This window comes from Nocardia asteroides (assembly GCF_900637185.1).
Lineage (GTDB): Bacteria > Actinomycetota > Actinomycetes > Mycobacteriales > Mycobacteriaceae > Nocardia > Nocardia asteroides.
Genome location: NZ_LR134352.1, coordinates 1,869,687 through 1,892,223, shown reverse-complemented (window position 1 = coordinate 1,892,223; position 22,537 = coordinate 1,869,687). Strand labels below are relative to the sequence as shown.

Genomic DNA, 22,537 nt, shown 5'->3' with positions numbered 1-22,537 from the left:
GCAGCGGTCAACCAATCGGCGAGTTGATCCAAGCTCCCGCAACAGACCACTCGCCAGGCCGACGCGAGCGCATATCCCTCAGGTGCCGGACGCACAGTCATCGACCGGAGGGCGGCGCGCGCCGTGAGCGCTGTCAACCGTTGCCGGATCACGTCGTTCACCACCTCCGCCTCCGCCCCGTCGCTGTCTGGTTCCAGGTGTCCAGTGCGGCCAACAGCCGCCGAATGACCTCCGGCGGCGCGTACTCGATCGGTTCGTCGGGAGGCTCTACCGCCTCCGGTATCCGTCGTGACAGTTGCACGGTTCCCCTCCAGTGCTGGCCGGGCTCCACCCGACCGGCCGTGACCGGGCGGGCGGCCCGTTAGGTGTCGCGCTCTCTGCGCTCCGCTGTCAATCGTTCAACTCGGCGGGGTTTTCAGGCAGTGGCACACCCAGTGCCATGGGGTGGCATTCGTAGTGGCACACAAGCGAACCTGTACGTACCGGGGCATCATGGCTACATGCACACGGGCAAGCTCATCCGCGATCTGCGGCAGGCGCGCGGGTGGTCGCAAGGTCGCCTTGCACACGAGCTCGGGAACCACTCGGGGCAGCCGATCACGCGGGAATACATCTCGCGGCGGTGGGAGTCGTGTAAGTCGGTGCCGTCGCCGTTCTGGCTCAGGCACCTGGCCGCCGTCTTAGATGTGCCTCTCGCTGTGATGGAGTCCGATACCGTGCAACGCCGCCAATTTCTATCCACGATGGCCGCTACCGCGGTTGCCCCCGTGGTTGCGTCCGATCTACTTGCTCAGGGGTTTTCAGCACGACTGAGGGGTAAAGGGCCGTCCGTGGAACAGTGGGCACACACGCTCACTGGATACGGGTCCGACTACATGACATCCGGAGCCGCTGAGATTCAGAAACGGATAGCGATCGACCTGGCAGTGATCCAACAACAATGCGATACCCCGCAGATGTGGACTCATGCCGCCCGATTGATGACCTTGTACGCCAAAACCTTCCCGGGTTCGGACGGTTCGAAAGCTGTTACTTGGTACCGGATGGCGGCTGAGTCCGCCGACCGTTCCGGCGACGTGCAGATCCGGGTCTGGGTGCGTGGCCGGGCCGCCATCGCACTCGGTTACGAAGGCGCCTCGCTGCCGGTGGCAACGATGTTCGCCGACCAGGCACTGGCCATCGACGACCGGCCGTCACTCGGCCGCCTGAACGCCATGTACGGCAAAGCGCATGCCGCTGCGATCACCGGAGACACGGACACGGCACGGGCCCTCGACACTGAGGGCCGCAGAGTCTTCGACCAGGCCGGGTCGGCGGACAACGAAGCGTCCGACTATGCGGTGCCGTACTGGCGTCTGGGGGTGTTTCGGTCCCTGCTCCGGGCCCGGCTCGGTGACGAGTCCGAAGCAATCAACGCTCAGGACGAAGCACGCCGGTACCTACCGCCGACACTGCCCAGATTCGCCACCCATCTCGAGATGCATCGGGGACTGATGCTGGTCCGCGCCGGAGACCGTGAAGGCGGTACGGCCTATGCCCGTGCAGCACTCGACGCACTACCGCCGGAGAAGCACTCTCTGACTCTGCGGATGCTCATGGATGAGATAGAGCGCTAGCTAGTCGACCGACCGAGGGTTGAGCCGCGCCGTGTCCTATCGGTATTGGACCGTCACCGGGGCGTGGTCGGACCAGCGCTGGTCGTAGGCGGGGGCGCGTTCGACGACGGCTTGTTTGGCGCGGGTGGGGAGGTCGCCGAGGGCGAGCTGGTAGTCGATGCGCCAGCCGGAGTCGTTGTCGAAGGCGCGGCCGCGGTAGGACCACCAGCTGTAGGGGCCCGCGATGTCGGGGTGCAGGGCGCGGACCACGTCGACGTAGCCCGCGGCCAGCAGGTCGGCGATCCAGGCGCGTTCCTCGGGCAGGAAGCCGGCCGACTTCTGATTGCCCTTCCAGTTCTTGAGATCCACCTCGGCCGGGGCGATGTTCCAGTCGCCGCTGACCACGAAATCGCCGGTGCGTGATTTCAGGTAGGCGCCGAACTCGGCCATGAACCGGTACTTCTCGTCCTGCTTGGGCGTGTTCTCCTCGCCGGAGTGCACATACACGCTGGCCACGGTCACGTCGCCGAAGTCGGCCTCGATGTAGCGGCCGGACTCGGCGAACTCGGTGCTGCCGAACCCGATCCGCACCGCGTCGGGCGCGCGCCGCGACAGGATGCCGACCCCGGCCCTGCCCTTGGACTCCGGTTCGGCGTGCGAGAGCACCCACCCGGCGTCGAGCGCGGGCGCCAGCGCGGCGGCGACCTGGGCGTCGGTCGCCCTGGTCTCCTGCAGGCACACGATGTCGGCCTCGGTGGCGGCCAACCAGGGCACCATGCCCTTGGTCGCCGCGGCACGCACGCCGTTGACGTTCACTGTTGAGAGGATGAGAGCCACGGTACGACCGTACAATGGCTGGTCAGGAATGCTCCCCCGGACACCGTCGTCCAGGAAGGGGTGATTGACGATGACGTCACGCACCGCCAAGTCCACTGCCCGGCCCGCGCCCGTCGCGGCCCTGCATCTCGGGTCCGGCGACCCGGTGTTGCTCTTGCACGGGTTCATGTTGTCGCCGCACTGCTGGGAGCAGGTGGCCCGGCGCATGTCGGCGCACTGCGAGGTGTACGCGCCCGCCTTCGCGGGTCACTGGGGTGGGCCGAAGGTCGAGGGCTGGCTGCTGGATGTGTACGCGCTGGCCGACCAGATCGAGGATCAGCTCGACGAGCTGGGCTGGCGCACCTGCCATATCGCGGGCAACTCCCTCGGCGGCTGGGTAGGGCTGGAACTGGCCCGGCGCGGACGCGCGCGCACGCTCACCACGGTGGCCGCGGCGGGCGGCTGGGCCTCGCCCTCGCTGAGCCAGTTCCGGATCGGGCTGAAGTTCGCGTCGATGATCCCGTTCGTCGAGATCGGCAAGGCCCTGGGCGGGCTGGCGATCAACAACCCGGTGGTCCAGCAGTTGATCGCGTTCCTGCTGTGCAAGCACACCGGCTCCGTCGCGCGCCGCGATCTGGCGACCGTCATCACGGCGGCGCTGCACTGCGACGCGATGATCCCGCTGCTGCTCGGCAGTCTGCGCTCGCCGGGCATGGACGATCTGCACGAACTGTCCACCCCGGTGCGGATGCTGCTGGCCGAATACGACCGGATCATCCCCAACCACGTCTACGCCACCCGCTACCTCCGGGAGTTACCCGAATCCGCGGACCGGATCCTGGTCCACGGCGTCGGGCACGTGCCGATGCTGGAGGCGCCGGACCGGGTCGCGACCCTCATCGCCGAGCACATCTACGCCAGTCGCGACCATCTGCGCGCGGTCTGACATACGAAAACCCGGCCGCGCGAACAGTATTCGCGCGACCGGGTACCGCGAGTGGCTACTTGCCGAGTAGTCCCTTGGCGATGTGGGTCACCTGGATCTCGTTGCTGCCCGCGTAGATCATCAGCGACTTCGCGTCGCGCGCGAGCTGTTCCACCCGGTATTCGCTCATGTAGCCGTTGCCGCCGAACAGCTGCACCGCCTCCATCGCCACCTCGGTGGCCGCCTCCGAGCAGTACAGTTTCATCGCCGAGGCTTCGGCCAGGCTCGGCGGTTTACCCGCCTTGGCGCGTTCGAGCACGTTGAACACCATGTTCTGCACGTTGATCCGGGCGATCTCCATCTTGGCCAGCTTCAGCTGGATCAGCTGGAACCGCCCGATCTCCTGACCCCACAGCGTGCGGTTGCGCGCGTAGTCGACGCAGAGCCGATGGCATTCCTCGATGATGCCCAGCGCCATGAAACCGACGCCGATCCGTTCGGCGGTGAAACTGGCTCTGGCGCTTTCGCGTCCGTCACCGCCCTTGTGCTCCTCGGTCTCGCCGAGCAGCCGGTCGCGGCTCAGCCGCACATTGTCGAAGAACAGTTCGCCGGTGGGTGAGGAGTGCAGGCCCATCTTCTTGAACGGCTTGCCCTGGGTGAGCCCTTCCATACCCTTGTCGAGCACGAAGGTGAGCACCTTGCGGTCGCGCTTGTCGCCACCGTCGCCCTCGTCGAGCTTGGCGTAGACGATCATCACGTCGGCGCACGGGCCGTTGGTGATGAAGGTCTTCTGGCCGTTGAGGATGTAGTCCTCGCCGTCGCGTTCCACGCGGGTCTTCATGCCGCCGAACGCGTCCGAGCCCGAGTCGGGTTCGGTGATCGCCCAGGACGCCACCTTGCGCAGGGTGACGATGTCGGCCAGCCAGCGCTGCTTCTGGGCGAGCGTGCCCCGCGACATGATGGTGGTGGCGCCCAGCCCGATGCTGACGCCCAGCGCCGACACCAGACCCATACAGACCCCGGACAATTCGCTGATCAGCACCGCCATCATCGACTGCTGACCGCCGAACGGCGAACCACCACCGCCGGACTTCTCGCCGCCCGCGGCCTCCTTGGCGAGCATCTTCGTGACGGCGTCCTCGCCCATCGCGTCGATCCCGAACTGGCTGAACAGTTTCCGCAGGATCGGGTAGGGCAGCATCTCGCCGCTGTCGAGGGCGTCCAGGTGGGGGCGCACCTCCTTGTCGATGAATGTCCGCACGGCGTCGCGGATCATCAGATCGGTCTCGGACCATTCGATCATCGTCGTCTCCCCCGCTCAGGGCAGCCGCGCGGCGATGTCGTCGATCGCCCACGGCCCTTCGGTCTCGATGGTCTTCACATCGTGCCAGCCGGCCAGCTCGGAGATGGCCCCGCCTTGCACGGCGAACACCTTGCCGGTGATCGGGCACTTGTCCGAGGACAGGTAGGCCACCAGCGGGGAGATGTTGGCCGGGCTGAACGCGTCGAACGCGCCGGATTCCGCAGCCGCGGCGGCCTCGGCGGCGAACATCTCGCCCATGCCCGGGGTGGCCAGGGTGAGCCGGGTCCGCGCGATCGGCGCGATGGCGTTGACCCGCACGCCGTAGCGGCCCAGTTCCTCGGCGGCGACCTGGGTGAGCGCGGCGATGCCCGCCTTGGCGGCGCCGTAGTTGGCCTGGCCCGCGTTGGGCAGGGTGACGCCCGAGGCCGACGCGGTGTTCACGACCGCCGCGTTGGGCTGGTTGCCCGCCTTGCTCTGCGCCTTCCAGTAGGCGGCGGCGTGATGCAAGACCGCCGCGTGCCCCTTGAGATGCACCGCGATGACGGCGTCCCACTGGGCTTCGTCCATCGCGGCGACGAACACGTCACGCAGGATGCCCGCGTTGTTGACCACGATGTCGAGGCCGCCGAGCTCGCCGACGGCCTGGGCGATCAGGTTCTGCGCGCCGTCCCAGGTCGCGATGTTGTCGGTGTTGGCGACCGCGACGCCGCCCGCCGCGACGATCTCGTCGACGACCTGCTGCGCGGGCCCGGTGTCGGCGCCCTCGCCGGCATTGCTGCCGCCCAGGTCGTTGACCACGACCTTCGCGCCTTCACGGGCGAACAGCAGCGCGTGCTCGCGGCCGATGCCGCGTCCGGCGCCGGTGATCACGGCGACCTTGCCTGCCAGGGAACTCATGGATGACTCCTGTGGGTGATGAGGGGTTCAGTCGGCGATCTCGGCCAGGCCGTCGCTGAGCACGACGTCGGCGCCGCGCACCGTCTCGAAGGCGTAGGTGGTGACGCCGTCGGCACTGCCGACGGTCCAGATCCGGGTCCGCAGGTCGTCGCCGGGGAACACGAGCTTGGCGAAGCGCACCGCGAAACGGCGCAGCCGGTGCACATCCGAGCCCGCGGTCGCGGTGAGCACACCCCAGGAGGCCATCGCCATGGTGCACAGCCCGTGCGCGATGATCCCGGGCAGGCCCGCGTCCTTGGCCACCTGTTCGTCGAGGTGCAGTGGCACCGGATCGCCGGAGGCAGGCGAGTACCGGAAGGTCTGGTCGTCGTCGACGTGATGGTCGACCACCGCGAACGGGGCACCGGCCCGCAGACTCTCGTCGAACCGGTGCGCGGGCGCCTGCTCGCCCACCGACTTGCCCGCGTCGATATTGCGGAAGAAGGCAGTCAGGTACTGCTCGTTCACGAGTTCGCCTGCCGCGTCGCGGCATTCGACCAGGATGGTGATGGTGGTCCCGGTGGACTTGCTGGTGTAGCCCACGGCCTTGGCCCGCGAGACCAGCTCCTCACCGGGCCGGATCGGCCGATGGAAGTGGAAGTCCTGCTCGCCGTGGACCACCCGGCCGAAGATGTCCATCGGGGCCACCTCGATGACGGGCATCATCATGGCCTCGAACACCGGGACGATGGCGAACACCGGCGGCGCGACCAGCCCGTCGCGATGGGCCGCGATCGGATCGTTGGTCGCGGCGGCGTATTCGGCGATCCGCTCCGCGGTGACCGCGAATTCCTCGGCGTCGCTCCACTTCTCCAGGCCGGTGTCGTCGAAGTCGACGGCCCGGCCCGCTGCCTGTGCGGTCATCGCCCCGTCCTAGGCCGAGGCCAGCGCGTCGAGCTGGTCGAGGGACTTGTCCAGCTGGGTGCGGCCGTCCTTCTCCACCGCCTTGCCCAGCGCGCCCTTGATCAGCGCGCCCTCGAAGTCGCCGGAGACCACGACGGTGCTGCCGGTGCCCGCGGGCTGGATGTCGAAGGTGAATTCGGTGCGCACACCGGCCATTCCGGCACCGGTGAGGGTGAGCCGATGCGGCACCTCGACTGCCTTCACCGTCCATTCCATCTTGTTGGCCATGCCGAGCATGACGATCTTGGCGACCAGCTGCGCGCCCTCGGCGAGCACGGCGGGCGGCTCCTCCATGAACCGCTCGTGGATGGTGAACCACTTGTCCCAGGTCTGCGGATCCGACACCACCGCCCACAGCGCTTCCGGCGTGGCGGTGACGGTCTTGGTGGCTTCGATGTGTCCCATGGCGATACTCCTCGTGCTGGTCAGCGCACCGCGCGCTGGTAGGCGGTGACCACGGCGGCGCCGCCGAGGCCGATGTTGTGCTGGAGCGCGGCGGTGACGCCGTCGACCTGGCGCTTGTCCGCGGTGCCGCGCAGCTGCCAGGTGAGCTCGGAGCACTGGGCCAGGCCGGTCGCGCCCAGCGGATGCCCCTTGGAGATGAGACCGCCGGACGGATTGACCACCCACTTGCCGCCGTAGGTGGTCTGGCCCGCGTCGATCAGCTTCCCTGCCTCGCCCTCGCCGCACAGGCCCAGCGCCTCGTAGAGCAGCAGTTCGTTGGCGGAGAAGCAGTCGTGCAGCTCGATCACCTGGAAGTCCTCGGCGCCCAGCCCGGCCTGCTCGTAGACCTGTTGCGCGGCACGGACATTCATGTCGTAGCCGATGAGGTTCTTGGCGGTGCCGTCGAAGGTGGAGGCGAAATCGGTGGTCATCGCCTGGCCGACGATCTCGACCGCCCGCTCGGACAGATCGTGCCGGTCGACGAAGGCCTCGCTCGCCAGGATCGCCGCGCCCGAACCGTCGGAGGTCGGCGAGCACTGCAGCTTGGTGAGCGGGTCGTAGATCATCCGCGCGCCCAGGATGTCGTCGAGCGAATACTCGTCCTGGAACTGCGAATACGGGTTGTTCACCGAGTGCTTGTGGTTCTTGTACCCGATCTTGGCGAAGTGCTCGGCGGTGGTGCCGTACTGCTTCATGTGCTCGCGCCCGGCCGCGCCGAACATCCACGGCGCCACCGGGAACAGCACCTCGGAGATCTCGGCCAGTGCCAGCACGTGTTTGGCCATCGGCTGCTCGCGGTCGTCCCAGGTGGACCCGAGCGAGCCGGGCTGCATCTTCTCGAAACCGAGCGCCAGCGTGCACTCGGCCAGGCCGCCGCGGATCGCCTGCGCCGCGAGGTAGAGCGCGGTGGATCCGGTGGAGCAGTTGTTGTTCACGTTGACCACGGGGATGCCGGTCATGCCGAGCTCGTAGACCGCCCGCTGACCCGAGGTCGACTCGCCGTAGACGTAACCGACGTAGGCCTGTTCGACCTCGCGGTAGTCGATGCCGGCATCGGCCAGCGCCTTGGTACCCGACTCGCGGGCCATGTCCGGATAGTCCCAGGCCCGGGTGGTCCCGTCGGCCTCGTCGACCTGCCTGCGGCCCGGTTTCTCGAACTTCGTCATCCCGACGCCGACCACGTAGACCTTGTTCGCCATCGAACTCCCTCTCTCCCGCGTGGCACAAACATACAGCGCTGCATGTATCTCTACAAGCGTTTTCGTGAGCCCGGTCACCTTCGCGGCGCGTAACAGCGGCGTAACGGTTCGGCAAATTGCCGTCTACATCCGTCGACGACGGTCGGTGAGCCGCCCGATTCCGGACGGTGTGCGGATGAGGAGGCAGGAATGGCCGGAGCAGAGACCGCCGCCAAAGAAACACTCGAGGACTACACGCTGCGTTTCGCCCCGCGGAGCTATCGAAAATGGAGCCCCGCGGTAGTCGGCATCTCCGCTCTGGGCGGTATCGCCTACCTCGCCGACTTCGCCATCGGCGCGAATATCGGCATCGCGCACGGCACCGGAAACGCCCTGATCGGGATCGGTATCTTCGCCGTCGTCGTGATGCTCACCGGATTCCCGCTGGCCTATTACGCGGCCCGCTACAACATCGATCTGGATTTGATCACGCGCGGTAGCGGATTCGGTTACTACGGCTCGGTGATCACCAATATCGTGTTCGCGTCGTTCACCTTCATCTTCTTCGCGCTGGAAGGTTCGATCATGGCGCAGGGCCTGCAATTGGGCCTCGGAATTCCGCTGTGGCTGGGTTATCTCGCCTCGACGGTGATCATCTTCCCGCTGGTCATCTACGGCATGAGCACCCTGGCCAAGCTGCAGGTGTGGACCACGCCGCTGTGGCTGCTGCTGATGGTCGCGCCGTTCGGGTTCCTGCTGCTGCGCCACCCCGACTCGGTGGGCTCGTTCTTCGCCTACGGCGGCGAGAACGGCGGCGGCGTGAGCCTGTCGGGCGCGCTGCTGGCCGCCGGTGTGTGCCTGTCGCTGATCGCCCAGATCGCCGAGCAGATCGACTACCTGCGCTTCATGCCGCCGCGCACGCCGGAGAACCGGGCCAAGTGGTGGGGCTGGATGCTGCTGGCCGGGCCCGGCTGGGTGCTCTTCGGCGCCGCCAAGCAGGTCGTCGGCCTGTTCCTCGCGGTCTACCTGATCGCCAATCTGCCTGCCGCCCAGGGCATCGCGAATCAGCCGGTGCACCAGTTCCTGGAGATCTACCGCGACATGGTGCCGGGCTGGCTGGCCATGACCCTGGCCGTGGTGCTGGTGGTCATCAGCCAGATCAAGATCAATGTCACCAACGCGTACTCCGGCTCGCTGGCCTGGACCAACTCCTACACCCGGGTCACCAAGACCTACCCCGGCCGGCTGGTGTTCCTGGTGGTGAATCTGGGGGTGGCGCTGGTGCTGATGGAAGCGAACATGTTCGACTTCCTCAACAACATCCTGGGCTTCTACGCCAACTGCGGTATCGCCTGGATCGTCACCGTGGCCACCGACATCGCGGTGAACAAGTACCTGCTGAAGATCTCGCCGAAGGTGCCGGAGTTCCGGCGCGGCATGCTCTACGACTTCAATCCGGTGGGCCTGGTCGGCTTCGGGCTGTCGGCGGTGCTGTCGATCATGACCTTCTTCGGCCTCTTCGGCGACCTGCTGAAGCCGTACTCACCGCTGGTCGCGGTCCTGGTCGCCTTCGTCGCCACCCCGCTCACCGCGATCGCCACCAAGGGCAGGTACTACCTGCGCCGCGCCGACGACGGCATCGAACTGCCGATGTTCGACGAGCACGGCAACCCGTCGGGCGACCTGCTCCCCTGCCACGTGACCGGCCTGGAGTTCGAGCGCCCGGACATGATCGCCTCGGCGATCCCCGGCCCCGAGGGCGAAATCCAGTACATCAGCTCCCTGGCCCTGTCCACCGACAAGGACGGCAGGCACCTCCTCCCCCGCCAGCACTGACTCCGAGATACCGAAAGGCCGTGCCGGGTGAAGTTGCCCGGCACGGCCTTTCGGGTGGTCAGAGGAGTTTGCGGACCACAGGTAGGGGGAGGGTGCGCAGGGCGTAGGCGAGGGGGATCCAGGGCCAGTCGGGAACGTAGGCCTTGGCGCGGCGCTTCTCGATGGCGGCGACCATGGCGCGGACGCCGGTTTCGGTGTCGACCATGAATTTGGGCTCGTGTTTGATGCGGTCGTTCATCTCCGAGCGGATGTAGCCGGGATAGATCACCGAGACGTCGACACCGGGGACGGCTTCGGCGCGCAGGCCCTCGGCGAGCGCGGCGACGCCTGCCTTGGTGGCGGCGTAGGTGGTGAGGGTCTTGGGCATGCCGCGCAGGCCGGAGATCGAGGAGATCATCACCAGGTGGCCGCGGCCCTGCGCACGGAAGATCCGCATGGCGGCCTCGGTCTGGGCCAGGGCGGCCAGGAAGTTCACCACCGCGGTCTCACGGTTGGCGGCGTGCTTGCCGGTGCCCAGCGGCGCGCCCTTGCCCAGGCCGGCGTTCACCACGACGCGGTCGAGCCCGCCGAACTCGGCGGCGAATTCGTCGAAGACGGTGAACACGGCGTCGTCGTCGGTGACGTCGAGCTGCTTCACCGAGACGACCCGGTCGGGATGAGCGGCGAGGATCTCGGCGCGCACCTCGTCGAGCCGTTCGGTGCGCCGGGCGCACAGGCCGAGGTCGTAGCCGAGAGCGGCGAACTGGCGGGCCATCTCGGCGCCGAGGCCGGAGCTGGCGCCGGTGATCACGATGGTGCCCCGGCTCATGACGCTGCCGCCGGGCGGGACTCGATGTGCGTTTCCATGGGCTCACGCTAGCGATCCGGCCCCCGCGACGGAACCGGTCGACGCGATGCCGGCCTCGGGGTCAGCGCGGACCGGTCACCATCACCGCGGCCGCCGCCGCGCGCAGGTCCACCATGGCCCGCCGCCAACGCCGATGGGCCCGCTCGGCGTCGGGGACGACGAAGTTGGCGACGAGGATGCCGCGCAGCGCGTCCATCGCGGTGTAGGTGAAGTCGCGGGCGCCTTTGCGGTGCAGATCGTCCGGGATCAGGTCGGCCACCGCCCGCAGCACCGCCGTATTGACCAGCGGTTCCACCTCTTCCATGGCCGCGGCCAGCACCGGATCGGTCCGGCCCGCCACCCACAGTTCCACCGTCGCGACGAACAGCGGGCCCTGGTGCAGGTCCCAGAGGAACTCGAGCGCGGTGCCGACCGGGTCGCCGCCGACCCGGACCTGGGTCATCTCGCTCATCGCCGCCGCGACCCGGCGCTCGGCCAGATGGTTGATGGCGGCGACGACCAGGTCGTGCTTCGAGCCGAAATGGTGCACCTGGGCGCCGCGGGTCACGCCGGCGCGTTCGGCGACCCGCGGTGTGGTGGTGCCGGTGTAGCCGTATTCGACGAGGCAGTCGATGGTCGCGTCGAGCAGGCGGGTGCGCATCTCGCTGCTGCGCTGTTCCTGCGTCCGCCGCGGCGGCTTGTCGGCTGCGGTGCTGGTCATCGACCGATCCTACCGCTTACATACAGGTCTGTTTGTAAGCGGTAGGCCGGGCGTCAGCGCGCGGCGACCAGGCGGGCGGTGTTGGCCGACTCGTCGTCGCCCGCCTCGTTGGCCGCCAGTTCGGCGTGCACACGGTCGTAGTAGCGGTTGATCTCGGCCTCGGTGGTCTCGGCGTCCCAGCCGAGCAGCGGCGCGATCAGGCGGGCGATCTCCGGCGCCGCGGCGAGGCCGCGATCGGGTACCTCGATGGAGATCCGCGTGCGCCGGGTGAGCAGGTCGTCCAGGTGCAGCGCGCCCTCGTGGGTGACCGCGTAGACGGCCTCGGCGGCGAGGTAGTCGGGGGCGCCCGGCAGCGGCGCGCGCAGCGCGGGGTCGGCCGCGACGAGGTCGAAGATGTCGGCGGCCAGGGCGCCGTAGCGACCGAGCAGGTGCTCGACGACCTCCACCGGCAGCCCGGCCGTGGCCGCCAGTTCGGCTGTCCCGGCGAGCATCTCGCGGTAGCCCTCCGCGCCGGCTATGGGCAGTGTCGCGGTCGCCGAGGCGGGGATGTCGCCCCCGAGCCGGGTGGTGACGGCGTCGACCACGTCGGCGGCCATCACCCGGTAGGTGGTGTACTTGCCGCCCGCGATGACGAACAGCCCGGGCACCGGTTCGGCCACGGCGTGCTCGCGGGAGAGCTTGGCGGTCTCCTTGGTCGCCCCGGTCATCAGCGGACGCAGGCCCGCGTAGGTGCCGACGATGTCGGCCCTGGTCAGCGGCTCGCGCAGCAGCCCGTTGACGTGGTCGAGGATGTACCGCACGTCGGCGGCGGTGGCGGTGGGGTGGTTCTTGTCCAGCGACCAGGCGGTGTCGGTGGTGCCGATGATCCAGTGCTCGGCCCACGGGATCACGAACAGCACCGACTTCTCGGTGCGCATGATCAGGCCGGTGTGCAGGTCGAGCCGGTCGCGCGGCACGAGAATGTGCACGCCCTTGGACATCTGCACGTGGAACGGGAAGTCGACGCCGGTCATCTTGATCATGTCGTCGGTCCACACGCCGGTGGCGCTGATCACGCTGCGGGCCCGGATGGTGTGCGTCGCACCGGTTTCCAGGTCGACCACGTGCGCGCCGACGACCCGCTCGCCGTCGCGGACCAGGCCGGTGACCTTGGTCCGGGTCAGCACGGTGGCGCCCTGATCGGCGGCGGTCCTGGCGATCATCATGGTGTGCCTGGCGTCGTCGACCTGGGCGTCGTAGTAGCGGATGGCGCCGGTCATCGCGTCCTCGCGCAGCGCGGGCGCGAGTTCCAGTGCGCCGGAACGGGTCAGGTGCTTGTGCATCGGAACCGCGCGGGCGCCGCCCAGGGTGTCGTAGAGCGCCACCCCGGCGCCGATGTAGGCGCGCTCCCAGACCCGGTGCTGCAACGGGAACAGGAACGGCACCGGATGCACCAGGTGCGGGGCCAGCGTGTTCAGCAGCAGCCCACGCTCTTTCAGCGCCTCGCGGACCAGCGCGAAGTCCAGCTGCTCCAGGTAGCGCAGGCCACCGTGGATGAGCTTGGACGACCGGCTCGACGTGCCCGCCGCGAAATCGCGGGCCTCGACGAGGGTCACCGACAGCCCACGCGACGCGGCGTCGAGCGCGGCGCCCGCGCCGGTGACACCGCCGCCGATCACCAGCACATCGATCTCGCGGTCGTCGAGCGCCGCGATCGCCGCGGCGCGGTAGGTGGAGTCCAGGGGTACGGACACGGCTTACTCCTTGGTGGGGTGATCGGTCATCAGTCGAGGTCGGCCCAGTCGAGGGTGCGTTCGACGGCCTTGAGCCAGCGGCCGTAACCGCGGGCGCGCTGCTCGTCGGACCAGGTGGGGAACCAGCGGACGTCTTCGTGCCAGTTCGCGAGCAGTTCGTCGGTGGAGGTCCAGACGCCGACCGCGAGACCGGCGGCGTAGGCGGCGCCCAGCGCGGTGGTCTCGGCGACGACCGGGCGCGAGACCGGGACGCCGAGCAGGTCGGCCTGGATCTGCATGGCCAGCTTGTTCATGGTGACGCCGCCGTCGACCCGCAGCGTCGCCAGCCGCACACCGGAGTCGCGCTGCATGGCCTCGACCACGTCGCGGGTCTGGTAGGCGATGGATTCCAGCGTGGCCCTGGCCAGGTGGGCGTTGGTGCTGTAGCGCGACAGGCCGACCACCGCACCGCGCGCGTCGGGTCGCCAGTACGGCGCGAACAGCCCGGAGAACGCCGGCACGAAATACACGCCGCCGGAATCGGCGACCTGCTCGGCCAGATCCTCGACCTGCGCGGCGCCCGCGATGATGCCGAGCTGATCGCGCAGCCACTGCACCGCCGAGCCGGTGACCGCGATCGAACCCTCCAGCGCGTACACCGGTTTCGCGTCGCCGAACTGGTAGGCCACGGTGGTGATCAGGCCGTGCGCCGAGCGCACGATGTCGGTGCCGGTGTTGAGCATCAGGAAATTGCCGGTGCCGTAGGTGTTCTTGGCCTCGCCCGGCTGGAAGCAGACCTGCCCGACGCTCGCGGCCTGCTGGTCGCCGAGCACGCCGGCGATCGGGACCGCGCCCTTGAACGGACCGGTGGGGTCGGTGGTGCCGAAGCCCGCCGGGTTCGACGACGCGGCGATGGCGGGGAGCATGGCGCGCGGGATGTCGAACAGGCGCAGCAGCTCGTCGTCCCAGCTCAGCGTCGCCAGGTCCATGAGCATGGTGCGCGAGGCATTGGTGGGGTCGGTGACGTGCACGCCGCCGCGGCTGCCGCCGGTGAGGTTCCAGATCAGCCAGGTGTCGAGCGTGCCGAACAGGGCGTCGCCGCGTTCGGCGTCGGCGCGCACGCCCTCGACATTGTCGAGGATCCAGCGCAGTTTGCCGCCCGAGAAGTACGGCGCGGGCGGCAGACCCGTGCGCTCGCGGACCAGCTCGCTGTGCCCGGCGGCGTCGAGGGCGGCGATGATGCGGTCGGTGCGGGTGTCCTGCCAGACGATCGCGTTGTAGTACGGGCGGCCGGTGCGGCGGTTCCAGACCACGGTGGTCTCGCGCTGGTTGGTGACGCCGATGGCGGCCAGGTCGGCGGCGGTGAGATCGGCGGTGCCGAGCGCGGTCTTGACCACGGTGCGGGTGCGTTCCCAGATCTCGTCCGGATTGTGTTCCACCCAGCCCGGCCGCGGCATGATCTGCTCGTGTTCGAGCTGATGCCGGGCGACGACGGCGCCGTTCCGGTCGAAGACCATGAAGCGCGTCGAGGTCGTGCCCTGATCGATCGCGCCCACATACCGCGTCATCGCGTTGTCCTTCCCGGACTCGGCGTCGAATCCGTCTGCCCGGCCACCTCGGCCGCTGTCCACGCTAGGAATCGCGGGGGCCGGCGACCACGGGTGCCGTTCGACAATGTCGAACGGTCGGCCTGATAGGTTGCGACTGTGCCAGGGCCGATCCAGTCGATCGAACGTGCCGCGGCGGTGCTGCGGCTGCTCGCGCGCGGGTCGGGGCGGATGGGTGTCGGCGAGATCGCGGCGGCCCTCGACCTCGCCAAACCCACCGCGCACGGGATCCTGCGCACCCTGCAGGGCGTCGGCTTCGTCGACCAGGACGCGGCGGGCAGATACCTGCTCGGTCCGGCGCTCGGCGAACTCGGCGCCGACCATCTCGACGTCAACGAACTGCGCTCCCGCGCGATCCACCGGGCCGACGCGCTGGCCGCCCGCACCGGGGAATCGGTGCGGATCGCGGTCGCGCGGGAGGGCGGAGTCACGGTGATCCACCACGTCTTCCGGCCCGACAACAGCGAGCAGGCGCTGGCCGTCGGCGAGCTGCTGCCCGCGCACGCCACCGCGCTGGGCAAGGTGCTGCTGGCCTACGACGCGGCCACCGAAACCGCCGCGCCGCAGGCGTTCACGCGACGCACGGTCGTCGACCCGGCGGCGCTGCGCCGGATGGTCACGGAGGTGCGCCGGGCCGGCTGGGCGGGCGAGGTCGAGGAATTCCGGTCCGGCGAGGCGGGAATCGCCGCGCCGATCCGGGCGCGCGGTGGACTGGTGGTCGCCGCCCTCGGCATCACCGGCCGGACCGACCGGCTCTGCGACGCGCACGGCAGGCCGCGGTCGGCGATGATCGAGCAGGTGCAGGCGGCCGCGCTGGCGATCCATCGCGATCTCGGCGCACCGCGATGACCGGGACCTGGAGGCGACGTTGACCCCGCGCTATGTGCTCGCCCTCGACCAGGGCACCACCTCGACCCGCTGCATCGTCTTCGACCGGCACGCCCGGCTGGCCGGCCTCGCCCAGCGCGCCCACCGGCAGCGCTATCCCCGGTCGGGATGGGTGGAGCAGGACGCGGCCGAGATCTGGCGCACGGTCGAACGGCTCGTGCCCGCCGCGCTGCGCGACGCGGGCATCACCGTCGAGCAGGTGGCCGCGATCGGGATCGCCAATCAGCGCGAGACCACCGTGGTGTGGGATCGCGACACCGGGGTGCCGGTGCGGCCCGCCATCGTCTGGCAGGACATCCGCACCGAGGAGCTGGTCGAGCGGTTGCGGAAACTGCCCGGCGCGCACCGCATCACGGAACTGAGCGGCTTGCCGCTGGCCACCTACTTCGCCGCGCCCCGGCTGCGCTGGCTGCTCGACCACGTCGACGGGCTGCGCGCGCGGGCCGAGCGCGGTGAGGTGCTGTTCGGGACGATGGAGTCCTGGCTGATCTGGAATCTCACCGGCGCGCACGTCACCGACGTCACCAACGCGGGCCGCACGCTGCTGATGAACCTGGCGACCCGGCAGTGGGACGAGGAACTGCTGCGGTTCTTCGACATCCCGCGCGCGATGCTGCCCCGGATCGAGCCGTCGACCGGCGATTTCGGCACCGCCCGCACCGTCGCGCCCGGCGTGCGGATCGGCGCGGCACTGGGCGATCAGCACGCGGCGCTGTTCGGCCAGACCTGCTTCGCGCCCGGCGAGACCGAATGCACCTACGGCACCGGCGGATTCCTGATGATGAACACCGGCGCCGAACTGATCCGCTCCCGGCACGGACTGCTCACCACCATCGGCTACCAGGTCGGTCCCGATCCGGTGTACGCGCTGGAGGGGCCGATCGCGGTGACCGGCTCACTGGTGCAGTGGCTGCGCGACATCGTCGGCCTGATCGCCACCGCGCCCGAGATCGAAACCCTCGCGAGCACCGTCGACGACAACGGCGGCTGCTACCTGGTCCCCGCCTTCTCCGGGCTGTACGCGCCGCACTGGCGCAGCGACGCGCGCGGGCTGCTGATCGGCCTGACCTCCTATGTCACCAAGGGGCATCTGGCGCGCGCGGTCCTGGAAGCGACCGCCTGGCAGACCAGGGACGTGGTCGAGGCGATGAACGCCGACGCCGGACTGCACGCCCGCTCGCTGCGGGTGGCGGGTGGGATGGCGGCCAACAATCTGCTCATGCAGGTCATCGCCGATGTGCTGGGCATTCCGGTCATGCGGCCGCTGGTCACCGAGACCGTGTCGCTCGGCGCGGCCTACGCGGCCGGGCTCTCGGTCGGGTACTGGCCCGATCTGCAAGGGCTGCGGCGTAATTGGCGCGTCGCCGCTCAGTGGGTGCCGCGGGCCGATCGAGCGGTGCGCGACGAGGAGTACGAGCAGTGGCAGCGCGCGGTACAGCTCAGCATCGGGTGGGCGCGGCCCGAACGCTAGGCCGCTATCCGAACCGATCGTTCACGAATGACGAACGCTCAGCCCAGGATCGAGGTGGCCACCCGGGCGGCGTCCCGCAGGCGGGTGGCGGAATTGGGCGCGCGTTCGAGGACCCAGACACCCTGGAGGAAGACCAGCAGGAAGCGGGCCATGGCGCGGGTGTCCGCGTCGGCGGCCAGCTCGCCCTGTGCGCGGGCACGCGACAGCGCGGAGAACAGGGCGGTTTCCGTTCTTGCCCAACTGGATTCGACCAAGCGCGCGACATCGGGATCGCGGGCGGCGAGCTCGACCGCGGCGGTCGTCACCAGGCAGCCGAGGAAGCGATCTTCGAGGCAGGAATCGTGCACGAACCGGTCGATCAGCCCTTTGATCGCGGGCAACGCCGGCCCCGGACGGGCCAGTTGCGTGGTGACGCGCTCGTCGACGATCTCCAGGTGACGTTGCAGGGCCTTGAGGAAGAGTTCGTGCTTGCTGCCGAACGTCGCGTAGATGCAGCCCCTGGCTATTCCGAGATGCTCGATCAGATCCGCGATCGAGGTGGTCTCGTAACCGCGCTGCCAGAACAGCTCCAGGGCGCGGTCGAGCACGACATCGGGATCGAATTCCTTGGTGCGCGCCACTTTCCGAGCATACCAAGGCTATTGCGACCGATCGGTCAAGTATGGAACACTGCGACGCGCCATCCCCAAATCACTGAATTGAACAGAGGATTCATCATGGCGTTCACCAAACTGCTCGCCGCGGGCATCACCGCACTGGCCATCGGCGCCCTCACCGCGGGCCCCGCGGCCGCCACCCCCACCCCCGCCCCGTCGGTCTCCCCCACCGCGGACGCGCCGTCCACCGGCAGCTCCCTGATCGACGGCGTCGGCTCCCTCCTGCGCCAGCTCCAGTGCGGCTCCGCCTACTCCTGCAACCCACCCGCCTGATCCGAACCCAGCCCCGAGCTGATCAGTGAGCGGGATCGCGCGCCTCGATAGGCCACAGCGATCCCGCCACCCCCTCGGCGGCGTCAGACGAAAAGCTCGCCCGCCGAGTTGGCGGTCACCGCCTGCACCAACCAGGCGTTGAGCTGATCGAGATCGGCGCACTCGGCAAGGGTGGCGCGCTGCGCTACGGACAGTTCGAGGCCACGGGCGGTCAGCACGGTGAGAACGGCATGCGCGGCTTCCTCCGCACGCCCTTCCTCCCGCCCTTCTTCGCGGCCTTCTTCCCGCCCCTTCGCCACGTACTTGGTGGCGATGCGGCCACGGTATTCGGGAGTGCTCTTCACAAGTTCCTCCAGACGTCGGCTCGCCGCGAGGGTCAACTCGTCGTCGACCAGATCCAGGTACATTTTCACACGCTCATCGTCGATTTTCATCAGCCCGGCGAGGAAGGCCGAGAGAACCGCGTCCATGTGCGGGCCCGCGCCGTGGGCGATCGCCGACAGGGTGGCGCGTTCCGGGCTACGCCGAGCCTCGTCGGGGTCGGTCACGAGGGGGAATCGGTCCGGGCCGAGGACACGGGGATGGATCACGGAACCGTCGGGGTCGAGTTCGATCGGGTCCGACGCCCACTTCGCGACGTGGCGACTCGGTGTCACCACCAGCAGCACGGCCGGGCAGCGCAGACGCGATCGCAGGGTGGTCACGTAGACGGGCCATTTCCATCGGCGATCATCCTTGCAGCTCAGTTGTACCTCGACGCATACACCGAGGACCGGCCGGTTTCGGTCGTCGCTGGTGCTGAGCGCGAAGTCACCGCGGTATTCCTTGGGCCCTATGTCGGTGAAATCGCAGGGTTCGGCGCGCATCTCGGCATGATCGGGTAGCACGATTCCGAACTGTTCGGCCAGTAGCGACAGAGCGAGGGTGGGGTCGGTTCGGAAGAGATCAAGCAAACCTTCGTGTAGGTAGCTCGGCATGCCGGGGAACGTATTGCGAGGGCCTAGCGGGCCCCCAATTTGTGCCGGTGTGTCCGATGAAACGCGGGGCGTGGGCGGCGTGCCGTGCGCACTCGCCGGGGTGGCGAGTGCGCACGGGCGTCACGGTAGGGCGGCTAGGGCTTCTACCTCGAAGAGCATGTCGGGGAGGGCTAGGGCGGATACGCCGAGGAGGGTTTGGGTGGGTGGGGTGGGGCCCCAGATTTCGGTGATCTTGGCGCCGAGGATGGCGAGTTTTTCCAGGTCGTGGGCGACGATGAAGGTGCGGAGCTGGGCTACGTCGCGGTAGTCGGCGCCGGCGGAGCGCAGGGCGATGCCGAGGTTGGTGAAGGCGCGGTCCACCTGGGTGGCGAAGTCGGGGGTGGTGGTGTGGCCTTCGGCGTCGGAGTCGTATTGGCCCGCGATGAGGACGAGCTCGCCGGTGACGCGGGCGACGTGGCTGTAGCCGAAACCGGTGGGGTCGTGCAGCTCGGGCGGGTTGCTGATCACTACTGACATGGAATCTCTCCTGGTGCCGGAATGCGTGCACTGAGGAGACGACGCGGGGACGCGGGGTGTGACATCGCGATGCGGCTCGACGCCCGGTGGATGTCATCGGGAACTCTCATCGAAACGCCGAGCGGCCCGAGGTCCACGAGTCGGTCAACTGGTGGTGGCGACGGCTTCACCGCGACGCGCCACCCACACCGTGACGGCGAAAAGCAGCAGCCCGAGCACGGCCAGGAGTGCGCCGACCGCGGCGGGCGCGGTGTAGCCGAAGCCCGCGGCGATGACGAGTCCTCCGAGCCAGGCACCCGCCGCGTTGGCGATATTGAGCGCGGCGTGGTTGAGGGCGGCGGCCAGAGTCTGGGCGTCGGCGGCCACGTCCATCAGGCGGGTCTGCAGGCCGGGTGCCAGCGCCGCGCCGGACGCGCCGACCAGGAAGGCGCCGATCGCCGCGGTGATCGGATTGTGGGCGGCCAGGACGAAACCGGCCAGGATGACCACCATCGCGATCATCCCGGCGAAGATCGACCGGTCGACCCCGCGATCGGCCATGATCCCGCCGAGGATATTGCCCGCGATCATGCCCAGGCCGAACAGCGCGAGCACGATCGGGACCGCGCCGATCGACATGCCAGCCACATCGGTCATGGTGGTGGTGATGTAGGTGTACACCGCGAACATGCCGCCGAAGCCGATCGCGCCGACGGCCAGCGTGAGCAGCACCTGCGGGCGCCGCAGGGCACCCAGTTCGGTCATCGGGTTGGTGATCTTCATCCCGGTCAGGCCGGGCACGAACCGCCACAGCGCGGCCACCGTCGCCACCCCGATCACGGCGACCACCACGTAGGCGTCCCGCCAGCCCAGATGCTGGCCGAGCCAGGTGGCGCCGGGCACCCCGATCACATTCGCCACGCTCAGCCCCAGCATCACGGCGGCCACGGCTTTGGCGCGCTGCCCGACGGGCGCGAGGGTGGCCGCGGCCAGCGACGCGACACCGAAGTAGGCGCCGTGCGGCAGGCCGGAGACGAACCGGGCCAGCACCAACGTGCCGAACGTGGGCGCGAGCACGGTCGCGGCATTGCCGACGGTGAACGCGGCCATCAGCGCGATGAGCAGCTTCTTGCGCGGCACCCGCGCGCACAGCGCGGCGATCAGCGGCGCGCCGACGACGACACCCAGCGCGTACGCCGACACCGCGTGCCCGGCGGTCGGCTCGGAGATGCCGAAGGCCGCCGCGATGTCGGGCAGCAGACCCATGGTCACGAACTCGGTGGTGCCGATGCCGAACCCGCCCAGCGCCAGCGCCAGCATCGCGGGGACGTGCCAGCCGGTGCGTGGCGTCTCGACGCGGTCGGTGCTGGGGAGGGCAGAAGTCACGTCTCCATGCAACGGCCCGGCGCACCGGTTCGCTACCGGAGACGGGGGTGAAGTACCCCACGTCACATCCCGGACCACCCGGTCCGTATGTGACCAGGTTCGCGCCTGGTCGCGCGAAAACTAGAACACGTTCTAGTAGTGTTCGGCTATGGAAACGGAACAACTCACCGGATTGGATGCCAGCTTCCTCTATCTCGAGACCGGAACCCAGCATTTGCACGTGTGTGCCCTGCTGATCCTGGACCCGGGAGACGGGGACTATTCGTTCGACGGGCTCAAGGCCGAACTCGGCCGCCGCCTGCCCCTCATCCCGCACATGCGCCGCCGGGTGCACGAGGTGCCGTTCAACCTCGACCACCCCGTCTGGGTCGACGACCCGGACTTCGACCTCGACTACCACATCCGCCGGGTCGGCCTGCCCGAGCCGGGCGGGCAGACCGCGCTGGCCGAGCTCATCGGCGAGATCGCGAGCCGCCCGATGGACAGGGCCAGACCGCTGTGGGAGATGTCGGTGGTGGAGGGCTACGAGGGCGGGAAAGTGGCGGTGATCTGCAAGTATCACCACGCCGCCGTGGACGGCATCACCGGCACGAACATGATGATGCACCTGTGCGATCTGGAACCGGGCCGGACCAGGCCCGAGCCCGAGCCCTGGCAGCCCGCGCCCCAGCCGGGCGACCTCGAACTGGCCGCGCGCGCACTGCTGCGCCTGCCGGTCAAGGTGGGCTTCGTCGGGATGGTGCCCAAGACGCTCGGCATGGTCGCGGGGTTCGCGCAGCGCAGGCGGCAGCAGCAGGCGGGCATGGCCCTGCCGTTCTCGGCGCCGCGCACGCCGTTCAACCGCGCCATCAGCGGGCATCGCGCCGTCGCCTTCACCAAGGCCGATCTGGGCGCGATCAAGGAGATCAAGGCGGCCTTCGGGGTGAAGGTCAACGACGTGGTGCTCACCGTGGTGGGCGGCGTGCTGCGCCGGTACCTGGAGACCCACGACGACCTGCCCGAACGCACCCTGATCGCCTCGGTTCCGGTCTCGGTGCACGAGTCCACCCGGCACACCGCGGGCATCAACAAGGTCTCGACGCTGTTCTGCCGGCTCGGCACCGACGTCGCCGATCCGGTGCGGCGGCTGCGCCAGCTGGCCGAGGCGAACCGGGAGGCCAAGGCCGAGCACGATCTGATCGGCGCCGACTTCCTGCAGGACTGGTCGCAGTACGCGCCGCCGAACACCTTCCGGCTGGCCTCGCGGGTCTACTCGTCGCTGAAGCTGGCCGAGCGGCATCCGGTGGTGCACAACCTGGTGGTCTCGAATGTGCCGGGACCGCCGATGCCGCTGTACTTCCTCGGGGTGCGGGTGGACGGGATGTATCCGTTCGGGCCGGTGTTCCACGGCGCGGGGCTCACCGCAACCGTGCTGTCCAATTGCGGCGACCTGGACTTCGGGTTCATCGCCTGCCGGGAACTGGTGCCCGATATCGGTGAGCTGGCCGCCGCGGTGCCCGCCGTCGTCGACGATCTGCTGAACGCGGCCCGCGCCCTGGGCTGAGTTCGGTCTCGAATGCCCTGTTCGCCACCGTCGCCGAACGGGGTCT

21 protein-coding genes are annotated in these 22,537 nt (G+C 68.9%); 7 read left to right on the top strand and 14 right to left on the bottom strand.

Features of this window, described 5'->3' with window-relative positions; genetic code table 11:
* Nucleotides 1-500 precede the first annotated feature (500 nt).
* On the top strand, nt 501-1,616 hold the full coding sequence (locus EL493_RS08800; RefSeq protein ID WP_022567351.1) for a helix-turn-helix domain-containing protein: 1,116 nt from the start codon (nt 501-503) through the stop codon (nt 1,614-1,616).
* 36 nt (nt 1,617-1,652) lie between these two features.
* On the opposite strand, the gene EL493_RS08795 is transcribed toward EL493_RS08800, so the two are convergent.
* Entirely contained in the window at nt 1,653-2,432 is a 780-nt protein-coding gene (locus EL493_RS08795; protein WP_030200374.1) for an exodeoxyribonuclease III, read from the bottom strand.
* 70 nt (nt 2,433-2,502) lie between these two features.
* Between EL493_RS08795 and EL493_RS08790 the strand changes: the two genes are divergently transcribed.
* On the top strand, nt 2,503-3,357 hold the full coding sequence (locus EL493_RS08790) for an alpha/beta fold hydrolase (protein ID WP_019045238.1): 855 nt from the start codon (nt 2,503-2,505) through the stop codon (nt 3,355-3,357).
* Nucleotides 3,358-3,412: 55 nt separating this feature from the next.
* On the opposite strand, the gene EL493_RS08785 is transcribed toward EL493_RS08790, so the two are convergent.
* Genes EL493_RS08785 through EL493_RS08765 form a run of 5 tightly spaced genes read right to left on the bottom strand, consistent with a single transcriptional unit; the run spans nt 3,413 to nt 8,121 of the window.
* A complete protein-coding gene (locus EL493_RS08785) occupies nt 3,413-4,639 on the bottom strand; it encodes an acyl-CoA dehydrogenase family protein (protein ID WP_019045237.1) in 1,227 nt (408 codons plus the stop codon).
* Nucleotides 4,640-4,654: 15 nt separating this feature from the next.
* Nucleotides 4,655-5,536 carry an SDR family oxidoreductase gene (locus tag EL493_RS08780; RefSeq protein WP_019045236.1) on the bottom strand — a complete coding sequence of 294 codons (882 nt, stop codon included), beginning with the start codon at nt 5,534-5,536 and terminating at the stop codon, nt 4,655-4,657.
* Nucleotides 5,537-5,563: 27 nt separating this feature from the next.
* Nucleotides 5,564-6,439: a MaoC/PaaZ C-terminal domain-containing protein gene (locus tag EL493_RS08775; protein WP_019045235.1), complete on the bottom strand. Its 876-nt coding sequence runs from the start codon at nt 6,437-6,439 to the stop codon at nt 5,564-5,566.
* 9 nt (nt 6,440-6,448) lie between these two features.
* Nucleotides 6,449-6,883: a type II toxin-antitoxin system Rv0910 family toxin gene (locus EL493_RS08770; RefSeq protein WP_019045234.1), complete on the bottom strand. Its 435-nt coding sequence runs from the start codon at nt 6,881-6,883 to the stop codon at nt 6,449-6,451.
* 20 nt (nt 6,884-6,903) lie between these two features.
* The gene (locus EL493_RS08765; protein WP_019045233.1) at nt 6,904-8,121 is read right to left on the bottom strand and encodes a lipid-transfer protein; all 1,218 of its coding nucleotides are present in this window, start codon (nt 8,119-8,121) and stop codon (nt 6,904-6,906) included.
* 189 nt (nt 8,122-8,310) lie between these two features.
* Between EL493_RS08765 and EL493_RS08760 the strand changes: the two genes are divergently transcribed.
* The gene (locus EL493_RS08760) at nt 8,311-9,936 is read left to right on the top strand and encodes a purine-cytosine permease family protein (RefSeq protein WP_019045232.1); all 1,626 of its coding nucleotides are present in this window, start codon (nt 8,311-8,313) and stop codon (nt 9,934-9,936) included.
* A gap of 58 nt (nt 9,937-9,994) precedes the next feature.
* Here EL493_RS08760 and EL493_RS08755 read toward each other — a convergent pair whose 3' ends face one another.
* The 4 genes from EL493_RS08755 to glpK (EL493_RS08740) form a co-directional block, all read right to left on the bottom strand.
* Nucleotides 9,995-10,744: an SDR family oxidoreductase gene (locus EL493_RS08755; protein WP_019045231.1), complete on the bottom strand. Its 750-nt coding sequence runs from the start codon at nt 10,742-10,744 to the stop codon at nt 9,995-9,997.
* A gap of 100 nt (nt 10,745-10,844) precedes the next feature.
* Nucleotides 10,845-11,483: a TetR/AcrR family transcriptional regulator gene (locus EL493_RS08750; protein WP_019045230.1), complete on the bottom strand. Its 639-nt coding sequence runs from the start codon at nt 11,481-11,483 to the stop codon at nt 10,845-10,847.
* A 53-nt stretch (nt 11,484-11,536) separates the two neighbouring features.
* Nucleotides 11,537-13,216, bottom strand: a complete 1,680-nt coding sequence (locus EL493_RS08745; RefSeq protein ID WP_019045229.1) for a glycerol-3-phosphate dehydrogenase/oxidase — start codon at nt 13,214-13,216, stop codon at nt 11,537-11,539.
* A gap of 29 nt (nt 13,217-13,245) precedes the next feature.
* Nucleotides 13,246-14,763 carry a glycerol kinase GlpK gene (gene glpK, locus EL493_RS08740; RefSeq protein ID WP_019045228.1) on the bottom strand — a complete coding sequence of 506 codons (1,518 nt, stop codon included), beginning with the start codon at nt 14,761-14,763 and terminating at the stop codon, nt 13,246-13,248.
* A 138-nt stretch (nt 14,764-14,901) separates the two neighbouring features.
* Here glpK (EL493_RS08740) and EL493_RS08735 point away from each other — a divergent pair, with 138 nt between their 5' ends.
* Nucleotides 14,902-15,651, top strand: coding sequence for an IclR family transcriptional regulator (locus EL493_RS08735; protein ID WP_019045227.1), 750 nt, complete (start codon nt 14,902-14,904; stop codon nt 15,649-15,651).
* Between the two features lie 19 nt (nt 15,652-15,670).
* On the top strand, nt 15,671-17,161 hold the full coding sequence (gene glpK, locus EL493_RS08730; RefSeq protein ID WP_019045226.1) for a glycerol kinase GlpK: 1,491 nt from the start codon (nt 15,671-15,673) through the stop codon (nt 17,159-17,161).
* Nucleotides 17,162-17,199: 38 nt separating this feature from the next.
* On the opposite strand, the gene EL493_RS08725 is transcribed toward glpK (EL493_RS08730), so the two are convergent.
* The gene (locus tag EL493_RS08725) at nt 17,200-17,781 is read right to left on the bottom strand and encodes a TetR/AcrR family transcriptional regulator (RefSeq protein WP_019045225.1); all 582 of its coding nucleotides are present in this window, start codon (nt 17,779-17,781) and stop codon (nt 17,200-17,202) included.
* A gap of 96 nt (nt 17,782-17,877) precedes the next feature.
* Here EL493_RS08725 and EL493_RS08720 point away from each other — a divergent pair, with 96 nt between their 5' ends.
* On the top strand, nt 17,878-18,090 hold the full coding sequence (locus EL493_RS08720) for a hypothetical protein (protein WP_019045224.1): 213 nt from the start codon (nt 17,878-17,880) through the stop codon (nt 18,088-18,090).
* 83 nt (nt 18,091-18,173) lie between these two features.
* Here the strand turns inward: EL493_RS08720 and EL493_RS08715 are convergent, their stop codons facing one another.
* From EL493_RS08715 to EL493_RS08705, 3 genes are all read right to left on the bottom strand, one after another.
* Complete coding sequence (locus tag EL493_RS08715; protein ID WP_019045223.1) at nt 18,174-19,067, bottom strand: hypothetical protein; 894 nt, start codon at nt 19,065-19,067, stop codon at nt 18,174-18,176.
* Between the two features lie 120 nt (nt 19,068-19,187).
* Entirely contained in the window at nt 19,188-19,583 is a 396-nt protein-coding gene (locus tag EL493_RS08710; protein ID WP_022567349.1) for a RidA family protein, read from the bottom strand.
* Nucleotides 19,584-19,727: 144 nt separating this feature from the next.
* Nucleotides 19,728-20,882 carry an MFS transporter gene (locus tag EL493_RS08705; RefSeq protein WP_019045221.1) on the bottom strand — a complete coding sequence of 385 codons (1,155 nt, stop codon included), beginning with the start codon at nt 20,880-20,882 and terminating at the stop codon, nt 19,728-19,730.
* A 214-nt stretch (nt 20,883-21,096) separates the two neighbouring features.
* Between EL493_RS08705 and EL493_RS08700 the strand changes: the two genes are divergently transcribed.
* Nucleotides 21,097-22,491, top strand: a complete 1,395-nt coding sequence (locus tag EL493_RS08700; protein WP_019045220.1) for a WS/DGAT/MGAT family O-acyltransferase — start codon at nt 21,097-21,099, stop codon at nt 22,489-22,491.
* Nucleotides 22,492-22,537 lie beyond the last annotated feature (46 nt).

Bases quoted from the DNA above. Each gene is read 5' to 3' on its own strand.
- EL493_RS08760 (WP_019045232.1), top strand. From the start codon at position 8,311: ATGGCCGGAGCAGAGACCGCCGCCAAAGAAACACTCGAGGACTACACG.
- EL493_RS08780 (WP_019045236.1), bottom strand. From the start codon at position 5,536: ATGAGTTCCCTGGCAGGCAAGGTCGCCGTGATCACCGGCGCCGGACGC.
- EL493_RS08755 (WP_019045231.1), bottom strand. From the start codon at position 10,744: ATGAGCCGGGGCACCATCGTGATCACCGGCGCCAGCTCCGGCCTCGGC.
- EL493_RS08700 (WP_019045220.1), top strand. From the start codon at position 21,097: ATGGAAACGGAACAACTCACCGGATTGGATGCCAGCTTCCTCTATCTC.
- EL493_RS08770 (WP_019045234.1), bottom strand. From the start codon at position 6,883: ATGGGACACATCGAAGCCACCAAGACCGTCACCGCCACGCCGGAAGCG.
- EL493_RS08705 (WP_019045221.1), bottom strand. From the start codon at position 20,882: ATGCTGGCGCTGGCGCTGGGCGGGTTCGGCATCGGCACCACCGAGTTC.
- EL493_RS08710 (WP_022567349.1), bottom strand. From the start codon at position 19,583: ATGTCAGTAGTGATCAGCAACCCGCCCGAGCTGCACGACCCCACCGGT.
- EL493_RS08785 (WP_019045237.1), bottom strand. From the start codon at position 4,639: ATGATCGAATGGTCCGAGACCGATCTGATGATCCGCGACGCCGTGCGG.
- EL493_RS08775 (WP_019045235.1), bottom strand. From the start codon at position 6,439: ATGACCGCACAGGCAGCGGGCCGGGCCGTCGACTTCGACGACACCGGC.
- EL493_RS08715 (WP_019045223.1), bottom strand. From the start codon at position 19,067: ATGCCGAGCTACCTACACGAAGGTTTGCTTGATCTCTTCCGAACCGAC.
- EL493_RS08720 (WP_019045224.1), top strand. From the start codon at position 17,878: ATGGCGTTCACCAAACTGCTCGCCGCGGGCATCACCGCACTGGCCATC.
- EL493_RS08750 (WP_019045230.1), bottom strand. From the start codon at position 11,483: ATGACCAGCACCGCAGCCGACAAGCCGCCGCGGCGGACGCAGGAACAG.
- EL493_RS08790 (WP_019045238.1), top strand. From the start codon at position 2,503: ATGACGTCACGCACCGCCAAGTCCACTGCCCGGCCCGCGCCCGTCGCG.
- EL493_RS08765 (WP_019045233.1), bottom strand. From the start codon at position 8,121: ATGGCGAACAAGGTCTACGTGGTCGGCGTCGGGATGACGAAGTTCGAG.
- EL493_RS08800 (WP_022567351.1), top strand. From the start codon at position 501: ATGCACACGGGCAAGCTCATCCGCGATCTGCGGCAGGCGCGCGGGTGG.
- glpK (WP_019045228.1), bottom strand. From the start codon at position 14,763: ATGACGCGGTATGTGGGCGCGATCGATCAGGGCACGACCTCGACGCGC.